The organism is Pseudoalteromonas sp. SG41-2 (assembly GCF_014164535.1).
GTDB classification, from domain to species: domain Bacteria; phylum Pseudomonadota; class Gammaproteobacteria; order Enterobacterales; family Alteromonadaceae; genus Pseudoalteromonas; species Pseudoalteromonas rhizosphaerae.
Map to the genome: position 1 here is coordinate 121,660 of NZ_JACJFK010000010.1, position 17,073 is coordinate 138,732.

15 protein-coding genes are annotated in these 17,073 nt (G+C 41.9%); 11 read left to right on the top strand and 4 right to left on the bottom strand.

Annotation, left to right across the window (positions count from 1 at the left end):
• Positions 1-196: 196 nt before the first annotated feature.
• Positions 197-901 carry a 2OG-Fe(II) oxygenase gene (locus H5186_RS10045; protein ID WP_145238009.1) on the bottom strand — a complete coding sequence of 235 codons (705 nt, stop codon included), beginning with the start codon at positions 899-901 and terminating at the stop codon, positions 197-199.
• 31 nt (positions 902-932) lie between these two features.
• Between H5186_RS10045 and H5186_RS10050 the strand changes: the two genes are divergently transcribed.
• Positions 933-1,331, top strand: a complete 399-nt coding sequence (locus tag H5186_RS10050) for a thioesterase family protein (RefSeq protein ID WP_182718911.1) — start codon at positions 933-935, stop codon at positions 1,329-1,331.
• A 7-nt stretch (positions 1,332-1,338) separates the two neighbouring features.
• On the opposite strand, the gene glpD is transcribed toward H5186_RS10050, so the two are convergent.
• The 3 genes from glpD to H5186_RS10065 form a co-directional block, all read right to left on the bottom strand.
• Positions 1,339-2,832 (bottom strand): glycerol-3-phosphate dehydrogenase, encoded by a 1,494-nt coding sequence (gene glpD / locus H5186_RS10055; RefSeq protein WP_182794429.1) that lies wholly within the window; start codon positions 2,830-2,832, stop codon positions 1,339-1,341.
• Positions 2,833-2,879: 47 nt separating this feature from the next.
• Positions 2,880-4,382 (bottom strand): glycerol kinase GlpK, encoded by a 1,503-nt coding sequence (glpK, locus tag H5186_RS10060; RefSeq protein ID WP_182718913.1) that lies wholly within the window; start codon positions 4,380-4,382, stop codon positions 2,880-2,882.
• A 175-nt stretch (positions 4,383-4,557) separates the two neighbouring features.
• Positions 4,558-4,803, bottom strand: a complete 246-nt coding sequence (locus H5186_RS10065; RefSeq protein WP_145238021.1) for a YdcH family protein — start codon at positions 4,801-4,803, stop codon at positions 4,558-4,560.
• Positions 4,804-5,071: 268 nt separating this feature from the next.
• Here H5186_RS10065 and H5186_RS10070 point away from each other — a divergent pair, with 268 nt between their 5' ends.
• The 10 genes from H5186_RS10070 to H5186_RS10115 all read left to right on the top strand — a co-directional run bounded on the left by H5186_RS10070 (position 5,072) and on the right by H5186_RS10115 (position 17,038).
• The gene (locus H5186_RS10070; protein ID WP_182718914.1) at positions 5,072-5,653 is read left to right on the top strand and encodes an aminodeoxychorismate/anthranilate synthase component II; all 582 of its coding nucleotides are present in this window, start codon (positions 5,072-5,074) and stop codon (positions 5,651-5,653) included.
• 57 nt (positions 5,654-5,710) lie between these two features.
• On the top strand, positions 5,711-6,871 hold the full coding sequence (locus H5186_RS10075) for an HDOD domain-containing protein (protein WP_145238027.1): 1,161 nt from the start codon (positions 5,711-5,713) through the stop codon (positions 6,869-6,871).
• Between the two features lie 696 nt (positions 6,872-7,567).
• Positions 7,568-8,773, top strand: coding sequence for an aspartate aminotransferase family protein (locus H5186_RS10080; RefSeq protein ID WP_149980483.1), 1,206 nt, complete (start codon positions 7,568-7,570; stop codon positions 8,771-8,773).
• An 88-nt stretch (positions 8,774-8,861) separates the two neighbouring features.
• The gene (gene astA / locus H5186_RS10085) at positions 8,862-9,878 is read left to right on the top strand and encodes an arginine N-succinyltransferase (RefSeq protein WP_145238033.1); all 1,017 of its coding nucleotides are present in this window, start codon (positions 8,862-8,864) and stop codon (positions 9,876-9,878) included.
• A gap of 15 nt (positions 9,879-9,893) precedes the next feature.
• Positions 9,894-11,363 carry a succinylglutamate-semialdehyde dehydrogenase gene (astD, locus tag H5186_RS10090; protein WP_182794430.1) on the top strand — a complete coding sequence of 490 codons (1,470 nt, stop codon included), beginning with the start codon at positions 9,894-9,896 and terminating at the stop codon, positions 11,361-11,363.
• A 140-nt stretch (positions 11,364-11,503) separates the two neighbouring features.
• Positions 11,504-11,851 carry a DUF3802 family protein gene (locus H5186_RS10095; protein ID WP_149980484.1) on the top strand — a complete coding sequence of 116 codons (348 nt, stop codon included), beginning with the start codon at positions 11,504-11,506 and terminating at the stop codon, positions 11,849-11,851.
• A gap of 81 nt (positions 11,852-11,932) precedes the next feature.
• Positions 11,933-12,346, top strand: a complete 414-nt coding sequence (locus H5186_RS10100; RefSeq protein ID WP_145238042.1) for an OsmC family protein — start codon at positions 11,933-11,935, stop codon at positions 12,344-12,346.
• Between the two features lie 88 nt (positions 12,347-12,434).
• Entirely contained in the window at positions 12,435-13,247 is an 813-nt protein-coding gene (speD, locus tag H5186_RS10105; protein WP_145238045.1) for an adenosylmethionine decarboxylase, read from the top strand.
• Positions 13,248-13,467: 220 nt separating this feature from the next.
• Positions 13,468-14,958: an NAD(P)H-hydrate dehydratase gene (locus tag H5186_RS10110; RefSeq protein ID WP_182794431.1), complete on the top strand. Its 1,491-nt coding sequence runs from the start codon at positions 13,468-13,470 to the stop codon at positions 14,956-14,958.
• Between the two features lie 112 nt (positions 14,959-15,070).
• The gene (locus H5186_RS10115) at positions 15,071-17,038 is read left to right on the top strand and encodes a methyl-accepting chemotaxis protein (protein ID WP_182718917.1); all 1,968 of its coding nucleotides are present in this window, start codon (positions 15,071-15,073) and stop codon (positions 17,036-17,038) included.
• The last annotated feature ends 35 nt before the right edge of the window (positions 17,039-17,073 follow it).

Here is a 17,073-nt window from a genome sequence, read left to right on the forward strand (position 1 = left end):
TGTTGTTTATAAAAATATAACTAGATAAAAATAATGCCGCATACCATCTCTGGTAGCGCTGAAAATGCGTTTGATATAGGGATCCTGCATTGCATTGAATTGCGAGATCAATCGTTCGATCACAATTTTCAATGCACTTTTTGCACACCAGCCTTCTTGCAGTTGGGCTTACCGCTTACCGCTTACCGCTTACCGCTTAGGCCTGTGGCTGCCCGTATATTTGTTCTGCGCGGTTAAACAGCACCCACGACGTTAAAATATATTTATCATTCGACACAGGTTTATTACCGCGATGAGTATGAGTAAAGTAGCCTGGGGCAATCACCATAGTGCCTTTTTTCGGAGCTATCTTACGATTTTGATAATAAAACTCGGTTTCACCGCCTTCTTCAACATCGTTTAAATAAAACATAAATAACAATACTCGATGCAGTGCTTCGTTATGGTGTAACTGTGGGTACACTTCACTATGCCAATACGGGTAGCCGCCTTTGTTAACTTCGTATTTTTGCGCTTGGATATTACCGAGTCGAAAAATTTGCTGTACCAATAAAGGTAATTGCGGTTTACCTACCTCGTCAAAATTAGCTTGCGTTAAATCAACAGGTTGTCCTGTTTGGGGGTGGTACACTTTTAAACCAAACGCCCCAATCATTATAAAAATATGTTCTTCAATGTAGTTAAAAACATATTGTGCAGTAGTTTGTTGAATATGTTTTAATTGCTCAGCGTATTCAGGATGATTGTTTAAGTGTAAGTCGTGGCTATCTTTTTTATTAAGATCTATGCCGCCTGATGTCATCCCTTGTTTTATATGCGGGCTTTGCGAAAAGGTGGTGATAAAGTTATCGCAAAAGTCATTACTGAGCGCGTTGTCATACACGCGGATAAAGTCCGTCATGAGTTACCTGTTTAATTATTATTGGATTATTATGTTTACTGAAAAAGTGATGCCGCGCTTTAGCGAAACGGATGCACTCGGACACATCAACAATACCGTACTCCCTGTTTGGTTTGAAGCCGCACGTGCACCTATTTTTAAATTTTTTACCCCCGATTTAAATCCTCACGATTGGAAGCTTATTATTGCTAAAATTGAGGTGTCGTTTGTAGGTGAGTTGTTTTACTCGCATGAAGTAAGTATTAAAACATCGGTAGAGCATATTGGCAGCAGCTCATTTGTGCTTCGCCAAGAGGCGTGGCAGCAAGATAAATGCTGCGCAATCGGTAAAACAGTGCTGGTACGTTACGACTTTGCCGCTAAAGCTAAGCAAGCTTTATCTAGTATTGAAAAAGCAGCCTTAAATGAGCATTTTATTGCAGCTTCTTAATGTGTAGTTAGTAATTTAAGGTGCGCAAGTAGTTATCTAAAGCGGTGACTTGCGCTTTACTAAAGCGTAGCCCGAGCTTTGTTCTACGCCACAATATGTCATCGCTGGTTTTTGCCCACTCTTTGGCAATTAGGTAATCGACTTCTTGAGCGTATAGACCATGGCCAAAATGACAACCTAAGTCAACCAATGCACTGCAATTACCTAGCAGTGCATTAGTTAGCGTGCCATAGGAGCGTACCAGCCTATTTAATAATAACTCAGGCAACCAATTGTATTTTACTTGTAGTTGCGTTATTAACGTCGCTTTTTCACTAAAATCTCCGCCTGGTAACGGCGCGCTTTTTGTCCACGCTTCAGTCATATGAGGATAAAATAGCGCGAGTTTGTCCACAGCATTTTCTGCCAGTTTTCGATAAGTAGTTATTTTTCCGCCAAACACACTTAACAAAGCAGCCTGATTATCATCATTATTTAATATCAGCTTATAATCGCGGGTTACAGCTTGAGCATCTGCTGAGTGGTCATCGAGTAATGGCCGTACGCCACTGAATGTATGTACTATATCAGTCGCTTCAATCGGAGTTTTAAAGTAATGATTAGTAATATTGATTAAGTAACTAATTTCTTGTTTGCTAATTTTTACATCTTTAATGTTGCCGGTATATTCTTCATCAGTAGTGCCAATGAGAGAATAGTCATCTTCAAAGGGAATGACAAAAACAATACGTTGATCTTCATTTTGGAGAATATAGGCACATGGCTCGTGATGAATACGTGGCACCACGATATGGCTGCCTTTGACTAAGCGAATATGCTGTGGTGATGGCTGAATAAATACATTATCAAACAATGAAGCAACCCAAGGGCCTGCGGCATTAACAATGCATTTGGCTTTGATTTGTAGTTGCTGCTGGGTCGTTTGTTGCGCTAGAGTTACATCCCAATGTTCAATATTGCGCTGTGCCTTTATACAACGAGTACGTGTTGCTATGGTTGCTCCGTGTTGTTCGGCGGCAAGGGCGTTTAAGATCACTAAACGCGCGTCATCTACCCAGCCATCAGCATATTCAAACCCTTGTGTAATTGATGCATTTAGCACACTGTCTTTTGTGAAAATAATCGACTTGGAAGCGGGTAGCGTGTCTCGTTTTCCTAGATGGTCGTAAATAAATAATCCTAGGCGGATCATCCATGGCGGCCGCAAATGTGACTGATGAGGAAGCCTAAACGAGAGCGGCCAAATAATATGCGGTGCTTTTTTTAATAACACTTCACGCTCTAGCAATGCTTCTTTTACTAACCTAAATTGATAGTGCTCTAAATAGCGCAGCCCGCCATGAATAAGCTTACTGCTGTTTGATGAGGTGGCTGAGGCTAAATCGTCTTGCTCACACAATAATACTTTCAAGCCTCTACCACTTGCATCTGCTGCAATACCAGCACCATTAATGCCACCGCCAATGACAAGTAAATCATATTCGTTATCGAGTAACTGCACGGGTGAACCTTAAAGTTAGTTGTTAATGCCAGATTATATTAACGCGATTAGCCGTCATTCTGCGGATTATTAGCAAGCGTCACTTGCGCAATACAATGTAGCCATTTTGCATATAAATCGTTACGCTCATCGCTGCTCATTGTTGGCTCAAAGCGGCGGTCACATCGCCACATAGTTGCCAGTTGCGCTGTTGATTCATAAACACCACTTTGCAGGCCTGCTAAATAGGCGACGCCAAGCGAGGTGGTTTCGGTTAAGGTGGGCCGCTCAACACTCGCACCTAAAATATTAGCTAAAAACTCCATAGCCCAATTATTATTAGCCATACCGCCGTCAACGCGCAAGATGCTGGGGCGCAAGCCATCCCCTTCCATCGCTTTTTGTAAATCTTTAGTTTGATAACCCACTGATTGCAAAGCTGCAGCGACAATCGTACTAATACCTGAATCTCGAGTAAGCCCTAAAATAGCACCTCGGGCATTGGCATCCCAATAGGGAGCGCCTAAACCTGTAAAAGAGGGCACTAAAAATACCCCATGATCTAAGGGAACACCTTTGACGAGGGCTTCACTTTCTCCCGCGCTTTCTAATAATTTCAAGCCCTCTACAATCCACTGCATGGTGGCACCTGCCATAAAAATACTGCCTTCAATGGCATACGTAGGTTTGCCGTTAAGTCTATATGCGATGGTGGTTAATAAGCGATTGTTTGACTTTAGTGCTTTATCGCCGGTGTTAAGCATTAAAAAACAGCCTGTTCCGTAGGTGCTTTTTGCCATACCTTCTTCAAAACAAGCTTGGCCAATTAAAGCGGCTTGCTGATCACCCGCTATGCCGCTAATTGGAATTTCACCACCAAATAACTCGCTGCTAGTAACACCAAAGTCAGCCGCTGAGTCCATTACTTCAGGTAGCATCGAGGCTGGAATATCAAATAAGGCGAGTAAGTCTTCATCCCAGCATTGCTGGTGAATGTTAAACAGTAATGTGCGAGAGGCATTGGTTGCATCGGTTTTGTGTACTTTACCATCGGTTAATTGCCATAGTAAGTAGGTGTCTACCGTACCAAACGCCAGCTCATCTGCTTGTGCTTGCTCTTTAGCGCCAGTGACGTTATCTAAGATCCAACGAATTTTGGTGGCAGAAAAGTACGGATCGAGTAATAAGCCGGTTTTATCATTGACGGTTTTACTGTGCCCAGCATCGCGCAAACTATCACAGTACTGGCTAGTGCGTCGGTCTTGCCACACAATCGCGTTGTAAATAGGTTGCCCGGTTTTTTTACTCCACACTAAGGTGGTTTCTCGTTGATTAGCAATGCCTATGGCAATAATGTCGGCAGCCGTTACCCGTTGCTGCGCCAATACGTTTTTAACGCTCGCTAATACGGTTTGCCAAATATCTACAGGATCGTGTTCAACCCAACCATTTTGCACAAAGTGCTGCGGGAAAGTTTGTTGGGCTGTGCCAAAAACCTCGGCATCTTTGGTGTATAAGATGGCGCGAGAGCTCGTCGTTCCTTGGTCAATCGAGAGTATGTATTTGCACATAAAATATAATGTTATTTAACTTAGATAAAGATAGCTTGTCTCTAAGCTAAACGAATAGCAATGCTTTTGCACCATAATGGATGTAATTTTAGGCAAATAGGATGAGTGAAAGGGAGTTAACGCTCAGTGCTGGCGCTTAGTTTTAAATAAGCGCCAGATATATATAATATAATTATTAGTTGGCAGCATCAGCTAATTGCTGATGGAGCCAATCTTTTAATGCCATTCTATCGTGTTTTAATTGATGCATTGCTTCATCATCAATAGGGGCATCTTGTAACTCCAGGACACGGATTTCTTTATCAATTGCATTGTATTGCTTTGCCCTTGCCGCGAACTCTTCATTATCAGTGTTGAGCTTAGTGATTGTGCTTTGGTATTCAGGGAAATCTTTAGTTAATGAATGATCTTCGCCTAACATAGGTCGCTCCTTATTAAAGCGTGTTACATATTAATCTCGATAGATAAACACGCATGGGTTTTAGTCAAATTAAATGCTCTGAGGCGTTTTGCCAATACAATAGAGCTTGGGCTGATTTAAAATAAATCAACATCAATCTCAGTATTATCGTTATTAAAGTAATTTCCCTTTGCCTGAATACAAAACACTGACACTCGTGCGGGCTTAAGTTAGAATATGAACGCAGGCAGTTGCCTGCAAACAATTTCTATTTTGAGTGCTTTATTACATGCTTTTAATGATCGATAACTACGACTCGTTTACCTACAATTTGGTACAGTATTTTCAACGTTTAGATCAAGAGGTGCTAGTAAAGCGCAATGATGAGATCTCGGTTAGTCAAATTGCCCAGTTAAACCCTCAGCATATCGTGATATCTCCCGGCCCATGCTCACCAAATGAAGCGGGTATATCTTTGGAGCTTATTGAGCAACTAAAAGGTCAATTTCCAATTTTAGGTATTTGTTTAGGTCATCAAACAATAGCACAAGCATTAGGTGCGAACATTGTTAGGGCAAAGCAAGTGATGCATGGCAAAACATCGCCAATTTATCATGCTAATCAAGGTGTATTTGCCGGCTTACCAAATCCATTAACAGTTTGCCGTTATCATTCGTTGGTTGTTGAACAAGATAGCATTCCTGATGAGTTGCAGATCACCGCTTGGACCGAAACTGAAAGTGGCCAGTTAGATGAAATAATGGGCTTAGTTCATAATAGCTTAGCGTTAGAGGGGGTACAATTTCACCCAGAGGCAATTTTAACGCAGCGAGGACTTGAATTACTTGCTAACTTTTTAACTCGGTTCTAGGCTTATGCTAACAAACGTAGTAGCTTCCCTTAATTTATTTATAAAAGATAACTATTAATGACAGATGAAATACGCCAACAAAGGACAGCTAAGGCATTAGAGCAACGAGCCCATGATTTGTTGCTTGGACATAGCTTTGCGCAACGTCAAATTGGCTATATTCATACTCTAGATATAAATTATGGTGAGGCGATGAAGCAGCGCACCTTACTTGAGGTTGAAGTTGCTGCGCAAAAAATACGTAAACTCTCCAGTACTTCGCATCATAAGTACCGCGCTCAAGCCAGCCAGCAGTTACATCAAGTTATTGATACCGCCATGAACAAGCAGTTAGCCGATATTGATACGGTACTACATGAAACCATTGGTATTGAAGATAATGTCCCCGCGATTTTAGACATACTTGCGGTAAAATCAGCATCGGTAGGGCGCCTTGAGCCATTAGTTAAAGATTTAACTTGGTTAGGACGTGAGTTAGTTGCTTTTGTGAATTTGCCTTATTATCGCGCGCAGCGCAATAAACATACTTCGGTAAAAGTTGATAATCCCTCTTTAGCTCTGCGTTATATTGGTTTAGACAACTTACAGTTTGTAGTGCCTACCTTTGCGGTACGTCATTGGATGCCACACAGCACCGAACCATTTCCATTATTGAAGCGTCGCCTACGCGATAACTCAATGGCTTGCGCGATTGCGGCGCAAGAGTTGGCTAAGCTCAATGGTATTAATGAAGTACATGCATTTACTTTGGGTATGTTACTCGATGTTGGCAAGATAGCTTTGATTCGACTCTATTTACGTACATTCGAACGAGTGTGGCAGCGCAAAGTAACCCTTGCCCGAGAAGACCAACATAAAGATCTTCACACCGCATTGTTAGAGTTAAAACCTGATCCGTTATTTTTAAGTACTTTACTTAATCAGCATGCGCTAAAAGTCACGGCGACGGTGATTGATAAAATGGCGTTTCGGTATTTACCTTTTAATGCTGTGTTATCGCAGTTGATTAATGGTGTGTCCAAAGGGGATTCACTATTGCCATTAGCGATGTTAATGCAAAAGGCACGTTGTTATAGTCAATGTGTTACTTTGAGCGAACATCAGCTGGTGGAAAGTGATGAAAAATCACTCTGGTTTGATTACGTTGGGTTATCAAAACAGGAACTAGAGCAGCTTGAAAAAACCAATTTGCAGCACTTTCATATTAAAATTGACTAGGGCGTGTTTATCTTTCGAGGTTGAATTTGCAGCAGTGTGTTTGGTATTTAGGCAAGGCAGAGCCTATGTAGTGTGGTTGTTCCCCATAAATAGGCGATAACGCAGCATCAATGCCAAACACGCGCTGCCCGAAGGGTTCTTCCTAGGGGCGATTAACTCTTTGTTACTTACATGGATGTAAGTAAGGGGCGTGAGCAGGACGCGGAAGCTTTGCTCAATTTTTACTTAGCCCACTAGGTTACAAATCTCGCGCCGTGATTAAATCGCCCCTAATTTGAACAAATTTTAATCCTGAAAGGTCAACACGCCCTTATTTCATAAATTTTTTGTTAATTTTTTTACGACTATTCATTCATCATTAATATCTACTCTTACCCATATTTTATCTTGCAAAGCTCTGCCTGGTGGGTGGTGGGGCAGCGATATAGAATAAACAACCCCATAATTCGTTATTCAGATAGTTATTCACTATCTCTGAAATTATATCTCAAAGCCTTTAATAACAAGGGCTACATGAAAGTTTTATAAGAGACAATAACGAAAAACTCTGAAATAATGATTATCTGAAAATTGAACCAGAGAGTATTTTTTGGCGATGTGAGCTATGCTGATTTACGCCAAAGGAGATGGTACAACAGTCTATCATCAAGCCTATTTTTTAAACTTTCTGTAGGATCACAATTAAGAGGATATAAAATGACAGTCAATCGCGAATTATTTGATCAAGTAATGGTTCCTAACTACGCACCTTCAAGCGTTATTCCTGTTCGTGGCGAAGGCTCACGTGTATGGGATCAGCAAGGTCGTGAATATATCGATTTTGCCGGTGGTATCGCTGTTAACTGTCTAGGTCATTGTCATCCAGCATTGGTTAAAGCATTAAAAGAGCAAGGCGAAAAAATCTGGCACCTATCAAATGTAATGACTAATGAGCCAGCACTTCGTTTAGCTAAAAAATTGGTAGATGCTACATTTGCTGAAAAAGTATATTTCGCCAACTCAGGCGCAGAAGCAAATGAAGGCGCACTAAAATTAGCGCGTCGTGTTGCGCTTGAAAATTTTGGTGAGCAAAAATCGCAAATCATCGCTTTCAATAAAGGTTTCCATGGCCGTACATTCTTTACTGTAACCGTGGGCGGTCAAGCTGCTTACTCTGATGGTTTTGGTCCTAAGCCGGGAGATATCGTACATTGTGACTATAACGATTTAGCCGCATTTGAAGCACTAATCTCTGATAACACATGTGCGGTAATGATGGAGCCATTACAAGGTGAAGGCGGCATTATCTCTGCTACTGACGAGTTTGCTCAAGGTGTACGCCAGTTATGTACTAAACATAACGCATTGCTTATTTTTGATGAAGTACAAACTGGTGTCGGTCGTACTGGCGATCTTTACGCATACCAAGGGTTAAATGTAGTACCTGATATTTTAACTACTGCAAAAGCACTTGGCGGCGGTTTTCCAATTGGTGCAATGATCACCACGACAGAGATTGCTAAGCACCTTAAAGTCGGTACTCATGGTTCTACTTATGGCGGCAATCCGTTGGCATGTGCTGTTGGTGAAGCAGCCTTTGATACTGTGAATACACCAGAAGTATTAGCTGGCGTAAAAGCAAAGTCAGCATTGTTTAATGAATTACTAACTGCAATTAACGATAAGTACAACGTTTTCTCGGAAATTCGTGGTCAAGGTTTATTAATTGGTGCTGTGGTTAATGAGCAGTTTAAAGGTCGTGCTAAAGAGTTTTTAGTAGCAGGAACCGCTGAGGGTGTGATGTCGTTAGTCGCGGGTGCCGATGTGGTGCGTTTTACTCCATCTTTAGTGATCCCTGAAGCGGATATCCGTGAAGGGATGGCACGCTTTGAAAAAGCCGTAGCCAACGTTGTGAACGGTTAATCAACACCTCTAATCATAATAAGGGCAAGTAGCAAGCTTGCCCTAATATTCTTAATTTACCGTTATTTATAAGGGAGCAAGCGGACTCATGATGATCCTTCGCCCAATCCAGCAATGTGATTACCCAGCTTTATTGAAAATTGCCCACGAATCAGGACATGGTTTTACCTCTTTACCTAATAACGAAGAGTTATTACAAAAGAAGATAGCTCATTCAATAAGCTCATTCGCAAAAAGTGCATCTCATCCGGGTGATGAAGGTTACTTGTTTGTTCTTGAAGATAGCGAAACAGGTGAAGTAGTCGGTACTTCAGCAATTGAAGCTGCGGTTGGTTTAGATGATGCGTTTTATCACTATCATTTAAGTAAAGCTATTCATTCATCTCGTACATTGAATGTTTATAAAGCGGTTGATATTTTAACCTTGTGTAATGATTACACTGGAGCAACTGAGCTTTGTACGCTGTTTTTAAAAGATGGTTACCGTAAAAATAATAACGGTAAGCTGCTTTCAAAAGCACGTTTTATGTTTATCAAGCAGCACCAAGAACGCTTTGCTGAAACCGTAATTGCAGAAATGCGCGGTGTTTCTAACGAACACGGCAGTAGTCCATTTTGGCAATGGTTAGAAGAACACTTTTTCTCGATGGATTTTCCAACAGCTGATTACTTAACCGGTATCGGCCAAAAAGTGTTTATTGCTGAACTAATGCCAAAGTACCCAATTTACGTCAACTTATTAAGTAAAGAGGCGCAAGCCGTGATCGGCAAGGTGCACAATAATACGCGCCCTGCGATTGAACTACTGAAAAAAGAAGGCTTCACCTTTAATGGCTACGTTGACATTTTTGATGCTGGCCCAACGGTAGAAGCAAAAGTAGATAATATTGCAACTATTCGTAATGCCAAAAACTTTACCGTAAAAATCGGTGAAAACAGCGGCGAGACGGCTATCATGCTAGCGAATGACAAACTCAATGATTTTAGAGCAACCGTTGCACAACTAAACCTTGATGAAACAAGCTCTGAGTTGACTTTGCCACAGGCAATGGCCGATGCACTGCACTTACAAGCTGGCGATATAGTTACCGCAACACGTATATAATTTAGGAGAAAGTACATGACTCATCCTGCACAATTTATTAATGGTCAATGGTCGCAAGGCCTAGGCGATGCATTTAATTCAGTAAACCCAGCCAATAACGAAATTATTTGGCAAGCAAACTCAGCCACCAGTGAGCAAGTAGACACCGCTGTTAACTCTGCGCGTGCAGCATTTTATAGCTGGGCTGATAAATCATTTGCAGAACGTTTAGCGATTGTAAAAACTTTTGCCGAAACCCTAAAAGAGCACAGCGAAGAGCTTGCTGTTGTAATAGCCCAAGAAACGGGTAAGCCGTTATGGGAAACTCGCACTGAAGCGGGTGCTATGGTCGGTAAAATAGCTATCTCTGAAAAAGCATTTTTAGAGCGCACTGGCGACGTAGAAAACCCAATGCCGCAAGGTCGTGCAATGATCCGCCATAAACCACATGGTGTAGTGGCGGTATTTGGCCCTTATAACTTCCCTGGTCATTTACCTAATGGCCATATTGTGCCTGCACTTTTGGCGGGCAATACCGTGGTGTTTAAACCATCGGAGCTAACTCCAGCTGTTGCTGAGCTAACGCTTAAGTTATGGGAAAAAGCAGGTTTACCAGCAGGGGTTATTAACCTAGTACAAGGCGAAGTAGCCACAGGTAAGGCTCTTGCTGCTCACAAAGGTATTGATGGCTTATTCTTTACCGGTTCATCACGCACAGGCCATATTCTGCATGAGCAGTTTGCCGGTCAACCAGGTAAAATCTTAGCATTAGAAATGGGTGGTAACAATCCACTGATTATTACTGATGTTGCTGATACTAAAGCCGTTATTCACGATATTATTCAATCAGCATTTATCTCAAGTGGCCAACGATGTACCTGTGCACGCAAGCTGTTTTTACCAGCAGGTGAGCAAGGCGATGCTATTTTAGCCGGTTTAATTACCGCGACTAAAGCCATCAAAGTGGGCAACTACGATGATGTAGAGCAACCGTTTATGGGCTCGATGATCTCATCAGCTGCGGCCGCTGGTATGGTAAAAGCACAGCAACAACTCGTTGAGCTTGGTGCTGAAGTATTGGTTGAGCTTAAGCATACTGAAAATACAGGTTTTGTAACGCCTGGTATTATTGAGTGTACAGATGTTGCTAACTTCCCAGATGAAGAGCACTTTGGTCCACTATTAAAAGTATTCCGCTTTACAGATTTTGATAGTGCGATTGATAAAGCCAACGATACCAGCTTTGGTTTGTCTGCGGGTTTACTCAGTGATAATGCGGCAGATTACGACCATTTTTTACGTCGTATCCGTGCTGGTATTGTTAACTGGAACCGCCCAATCACCGGTGCCTCAAGTGCAGCTCCTTTTGGTGGTATTGGTGCATCAGGTAATCATCGTGCAAGTGCTTACTATGCAGCTGATTATTGCGCATACCCAGTTGCCTCTGTTGAACTTGAAAAAGTAACAATGCCAGCAACATTAAGCCCTGGCTTAAAAATCGATTAATCGATTTTGGTCAAATAGTAATAAATAACTAAAAAAGCAGCCAAGGCTGCTTTTTTTGTATTGGTTAATGCTCAAAGGTAGCAATTAAAAGCGCTTTCTGCTTAAATCAATACAGTCGTTTTAATTAGGTGTGGATAATTATGGTTTTAGATAGGCAAGGATATGATGACCTCATCATGTATCTTACTCAAAATTTAGCATTATTTGAGAAGTCCGGCGAAATAAAACCAGGCGCTCCTACTATTATGGAGCTAATAGAAGATGATATTGCTGAAAATGTCATGTTGTTATGCCAGCAACACACAGAGCTTTCTACTGAACAACGTAGTCAAATCGTGCGTGAAGTAGATGGCATTGTATACGACTTACAAGAAGTCCTCAGCAGCGTCACCAGTAATCAAGTGACAATAGAGCAACATGCATTTATCGATGAATTTGCCGCATTGGTAAAAAACCTCTTTGATAGCGCAGTTGTCGAAAGTGCCTGATCATTCCAATTATCGTTTTTAATTTGCAACTGCGTGTGACTTCCTTACAATCAAGGAAATAACTTCTTTGAGAGTAATAAAATGCAAGCGAATGTGAAATGGGTTGAAGGCGATACTTTTTTAGGGCGTTCTAATTCTGGTCACAATGTTGTGTTTGATGCTGGTAGCGATAGCGCCGCACCAAGCCCAATGGAAATGGTATTAATGTCAGTTGGCTGCTGTTCATCGGTTGATGTAGTCAGTATTCTAAAAAAAGCTAAACAACAGTTTTCAGATGTGCAAGTGCAACTGAGTGCTGAACGCGCAGAGTCCGCTCCGCGAGTATTCACTAAGATTAACTTACACTTTGTTGTGACTGGCGATAACGTTTCAGAAAAGCACCTTGCGCGTGCCGTTCAACTATCTGCAGAGAAGTATTGTTCAGTAGCATTAATGCTTGATAAAACAGTAGAAATTACCCACACACACGAAGTTATACAAGAACAGGGAAAATAACGCTTTTTCCTGAGGTGAAATTCGTATAAAATCCGCGAACTTTTCATTCTGCTCTGGCAGATTTCACTTGTTTATAGGTTGGTTTATCATGAACAAACCCTTCGATAAAATTAAACTTCATGGCTTTAATAACTTAACCAAAAGTTTAAGCTTTAGTATTTACGATATTTGCTATGCAAAGACTGAGCAACAACGTAAAGAATATATTGAATATATCGACGAACAGTACAGTGCTGATCGACTAACCGATATTTTAGGTGAAGTAGTAGACATTATCGGTGCGAATATTTTAAATGTTTCGCGTCAAGATTACGATCCTCAAGGTGCTAGTGTAACAATTCTGATCTCAGAAGAGCCAATTGAGCAGCAGCAAACTTATGAAGTTGATGAAGCACCAGGACCATTACCTGAAACAGTTGTTGCTCATTTAGATAAAAGCCACATCTGCGTTCATACCTATCCTGAAGCTCACCCTGATGATGGTATTTGTACTTTCCGTGCCGATATCGAAGTATCAACCTGTGGCATTATTTCGCCATTAAAAGCGTTAAACTTCCTAATTCATAGCTTAGAGTCAGATGTTGTAACAATTGACTACCGAGTGCGTGGTTTTACCCGTGACGTAGATGGTGTTAAGCACTATATCGATCACGCGATCAACTCAATTCAAAACTACATGACCGAAGATACCAAAGAAGCGTACCAAATGATGGACGTGAATGTGTATCAAGAAAACTTGTTCCACACTAAGATGATGCTAAAAGAAACAGACCTAAATACTTATTTATTTGGTGTTACTACGAGTGATTTATCTGAAGACGAAGAAGAAGCAATTCGTTCTAAATTAACACGTGAAATGCAAGAAATCTTTTACGGCCGTAACCTGCCGGAAGCAGAATAAACTCACTTAATTAGTAAGTTTTAAAAAACGGCGCGCAATGTAAATTGCGCGCCGTTTTTTATTAAAGTTGCTAAATGCAGCAACAAAAGCAAACGAAAAGACCATCCTTCCTAAGTATACCTCCTAAATTAGCCTGAAAATGTTGGTGACGACATTCCTTGACGCTAGCAGCTGTGGCTAATAGTCTAAGTAAACAGCCCGTCTTCTATTATGGATCAATATGCAGAATCAAGGCCTAGCACAGCAACTATTTTTGGCAAAGCAGGTGAGGGAGCACGAAGCAAAAGCAGCGACCTTGGCAGGCGTTAGCATGTTCACTTTGATGGAGCGCGCAGGGCATGCGGTATTCTCGCAGTGTATCGAGCATTTTCCGAATGCTCAGCGCTACTTTATTCTGGTCGGTTATGGTAATAATGCGGGCGATGGCTATATTGTGGCAAGCCTTGCCAAGCAAGCCGGTAAAGAAGTCATTGTACTTGCAGCCGATACCAGTAGACATCTCACCGGGGATGCGCTTACAGCTCAGCAACGTTGGCAAGCATTGGGGGGCGAAGTTGAAAGTTACACGCAAGGTCGCCTCAATAATGCCGATATTATTATTGATGGTTTGTTAGGTACCGGAATTAATAGTCAAGTTCGTCGGCCATTTTTAACGATGATTGAAGATGCCAACGCGCAACCTAGCGCAATAGTGGCAATTGATTTACCTTCAGGCATAGACGCCGACACCGGGCAGCCACTTGGCATCGCTATTCAGGCTACTATTACCGTTACTTTTGTGGGGATTAAACAAGGCTTAGTAACCGGTGCCGGGCGAAGTGCTGCAGGAAAAATCATTTTTAATGATTTAGGGATCGCAGAATCATTTACCAAGTTAGTGGATGCTAGCGCAACACTTATCAATATCACTAGTTTCAAACCACTTGCTGCACGAAGTCGCAATAGCCATAAAGGGAACCACGGCAAGCTGTTATGCGTCGGTGGGAATCAAGGTACTAGCGGGGCCATTCGTTTATCAAGTGAAGCAGCACTTCGTACAGGTGCTGCAATGGTGCGTGTTTATACTCATCAAAGCAGTGTACAAGTCGTTAGTCGTGGTCGCCCTGAATTAATGGTCAGTTGCGACAGTTTATCCGCAGCCCTTGCATGGGCAAATTGTGTCATTATTGGTCCAGGTCTTGGTCAGGATAGTTGGGCGCAAATCGCATTTGAGCAGGTTATACAATATTGCTTAGCAAATAATTTACCATTAGTTATTGATGCTGATGGCTTAAATTTGTTGGCTAAGCATGTTTTAGAGTATCGCCTTAAAAATTGCATAATAACCCCGCATGCTGGTGAAGCCTCACGGCTAATGAAAGTTTCAATTGCTGAGATTGAAGCAAATCGCTTTCAATCTGCTACGGATTTAGCTAAACGTTATACCAGTACCAGTGTGCTGAAAGGCGCGGGTAGCCTGATCGCCAACGGGCAGCAAACTTGGTTGTGCGAAAATGGTAATCCAGCGCTTGCCGTTGGTGGCAGTGGTGATGTGCTTACCGGCATCATAGGTGCGTTACTTGCTCAAGGTTTCGCTGTTGATCAAGCCGCATGTTACGGTGTGACATTGCACGCTAAAGCAGCCGATATTTTGGCAGAACGCGAAGGGGAGCGCGGCATGTTGCCAAGTGATTTATTTGCGATTGTCAGGCAGCTCATTAATGGTAAATAGCGGTTAAATATACTTTTTGGTCACTATTTTTAGGAACTCGTTTTGCTAAATACAGCACAGTCCCTATACTCTAATTTGCGCGGCTATTATTTACTACTGAGGTAAAAAGAAGATGTTGATACAAAAAAAAATGTACCTAGGGAGTTTTCTGCTGCTGTTGTTTGCTTTAATTATTCTGTCAGGAATAATGCAGCTAGTTGTTACGCCAATCATTAAAAATGACGCTATATCCAGCGCAAAATTACAAGCAAAGGTGATCGGCGAATCGTTAGCAAAAGATTTAGCTAAAAGTGCCACCTTAACGCAAAGCTTAGCCGTGGTAGCCGAGACTTTGCCATTGCAGCAAGCGGCCTTTATTGAAAATATTGCTCCTTTGATTGCAAGTGGCAAAGGTATTGCGGGTGGTGGTATTTGGCCTGAGCCGAATAAAATGCTGCCTTCAGCAGCAAAGGCATCTCTTTTCTGGGCGAAAACAGGTAATGGCCAATATAAACTTTTAGATGATTATAACCAGCCCGACAGCAGCGCGTATCAACAAGAAACCTGGTATAAAAATGCCATTAACGCTAATCGGGGTGAGTGCGTTTGGTCCGAAGCTTATGTAGACACGGTATCGAATGTACCGATGGTTACCTGTTCCGTGAAAATAATCCGTGATAACCAATTTTGGGGGGTTGCCACTTTAGACGTTGAACTGGCATCTATCGAAAGCTCATTGATCGCAGAGAACAATGCTACGGGCACCTATAACTTTATTTTAGATAGCGCCGAGCAACTGGTATCGATTCCATCGATACGCAATACTAATTTAGCAATGATGAGCCTTACTCAGGTTGCCAGTAAAGACAGTAGCTTAAAGCCGTTGGTCAGCGCCTTGCAAAACAGTAATACAACTGTTGCTGAATTTGCCAGTGGTGTGGTTAATAATGACCAATCTATTTTAGTAACTTACTCATTGGCAGAGCAAAATTGGCGCTCCGGGGTTATTATTCCTGCCGCAATTGCCAAGAAAACCGTTAACACCCTCACTTATTATTTATACAGTTCATTTATCGCCCTTATTCTCGCTTTTGTATCAGTATTACTGATTTTTGGTAATCGCCTGGTGCAGCAAATTAACACCACCACAGAGCAAGTTAGAATGTTGGTGCAAGGTCGCACGAATTCAAAACTGGCGGTGCGCGGAAGTGATGAAATGAGCCACTTATGCGAAGCGATTAATGATTATGGCGATCATCTGATTAAGATTTTAGAACAGATCCAAGCAGAAGCCGCTGCGGTTAAAAACAACGCTGAAGCGATGGATACCTTAAGTAATAACAGCCAAATTCGTACCCAAGAGTTGATGGAAGAAAACAACATGTTGGCTGAGGCAATTCATGAAATGTCGATAGCAGCCTCATCAGCCTCACAAGATGTTTTGAGCGTTGCAGATATTACTACGCAATCAGCTGATTTAGTGAATTCTGGTTTTGATGTTATTGAGAAGAATGCCGAATCAATCCAGTTATTATTTGATAAATTAACGGAATCATCAGATGCCATTTCACGGATTGCACAAGACTCAAAACAAGTGGGCTCGGTGCTTGATGTGATCATGAATATTTCAGAACAAACTAATCTACTTGCGCTTAATGCTGCCATTGAAGCCGCTCGAGCAGGTGAATCAGGACGTGGTTTCGCGGTAGTGGCTGATGAAGTTAGAACCTTGGCACATCGTACTCAGCAATCGGCTGGCGAGATTGAAACCATGATCAGCCAATTGCAAGAAGCCGCTAGTCGAGGGGTTAACGTTATTGGGCAATGCCGTGAATACTCTGAGGTGGTGAACGAGCGCTCAGCAACAACACGTGCACAGTATGAAAGTATTGTTACCGCGTTTAATGATATTAAAGAGCGTTCATCAAGCATTGCTGTAGCGACTGAAGAGCAATCACAAGTAACCGAAAATGTGAAAAACTTGGCAGAGCGAATTCGTGAGATCTCTGTGCAAAATGCCAGTGATGCTGAAGAATTTCGTAGCGTCAGCAAAGATTCAAATAGCCAAGCACAGCGTTTATATCAAATTAGTCAGCAATAATGTGATTCATTGATAGTGTTTTTCAAGCATCGTTA

Bases quoted from the DNA above. Each gene is read 5' to 3' on its own strand.
- H5186_RS10045 (WP_145238009.1), bottom strand. From the start codon at position 901: ATGACGGACTTTATCCGCGTGTATGACAACGCGCTCAGTAATGACTTT.
- H5186_RS10050 (WP_182718911.1), top strand. From the start codon at position 933: ATGTTTACTGAAAAAGTGATGCCGCGCTTTAGCGAAACGGATGCACTC.
- glpK (WP_182718913.1), bottom strand. From the start codon at position 4,382: ATGTGCAAATACATACTCTCGATTGACCAAGGAACGACGAGCTCTCGC.
- H5186_RS10065 (WP_145238021.1), bottom strand. From the start codon at position 4,803: ATGTTAGGCGAAGATCATTCATTAACTAAAGATTTCCCTGAATACCAA.
- H5186_RS10070 (WP_182718914.1), top strand. From the start codon at position 5,072: ATGCTTTTAATGATCGATAACTACGACTCGTTTACCTACAATTTGGTA.
- H5186_RS10075 (WP_145238027.1), top strand. From the start codon at position 5,711: ATGACAGATGAAATACGCCAACAAAGGACAGCTAAGGCATTAGAGCAA.
- H5186_RS10080 (WP_149980483.1), top strand. From the start codon at position 7,568: ATGACAGTCAATCGCGAATTATTTGATCAAGTAATGGTTCCTAACTAC.
- astA (WP_145238033.1), top strand. From the start codon at position 8,862: ATGATGATCCTTCGCCCAATCCAGCAATGTGATTACCCAGCTTTATTG.
- astD (WP_182794430.1), top strand. From the start codon at position 9,894: ATGACTCATCCTGCACAATTTATTAATGGTCAATGGTCGCAAGGCCTA.
- H5186_RS10095 (WP_149980484.1), top strand. From the start codon at position 11,504: ATGGTTTTAGATAGGCAAGGATATGATGACCTCATCATGTATCTTACT.
- H5186_RS10100 (WP_145238042.1), top strand. From the start codon at position 11,933: ATGCAAGCGAATGTGAAATGGGTTGAAGGCGATACTTTTTTAGGGCGT.
- speD (WP_145238045.1), top strand. From the start codon at position 12,435: ATGAACAAACCCTTCGATAAAATTAAACTTCATGGCTTTAATAACTTA.
- H5186_RS10110 (WP_182794431.1), top strand. From the start codon at position 13,468: ATGCAGAATCAAGGCCTAGCACAGCAACTATTTTTGGCAAAGCAGGTG.
- H5186_RS10115 (WP_182718917.1), top strand. From the start codon at position 15,071: ATGTTGATACAAAAAAAAATGTACCTAGGGAGTTTTCTGCTGCTGTTG.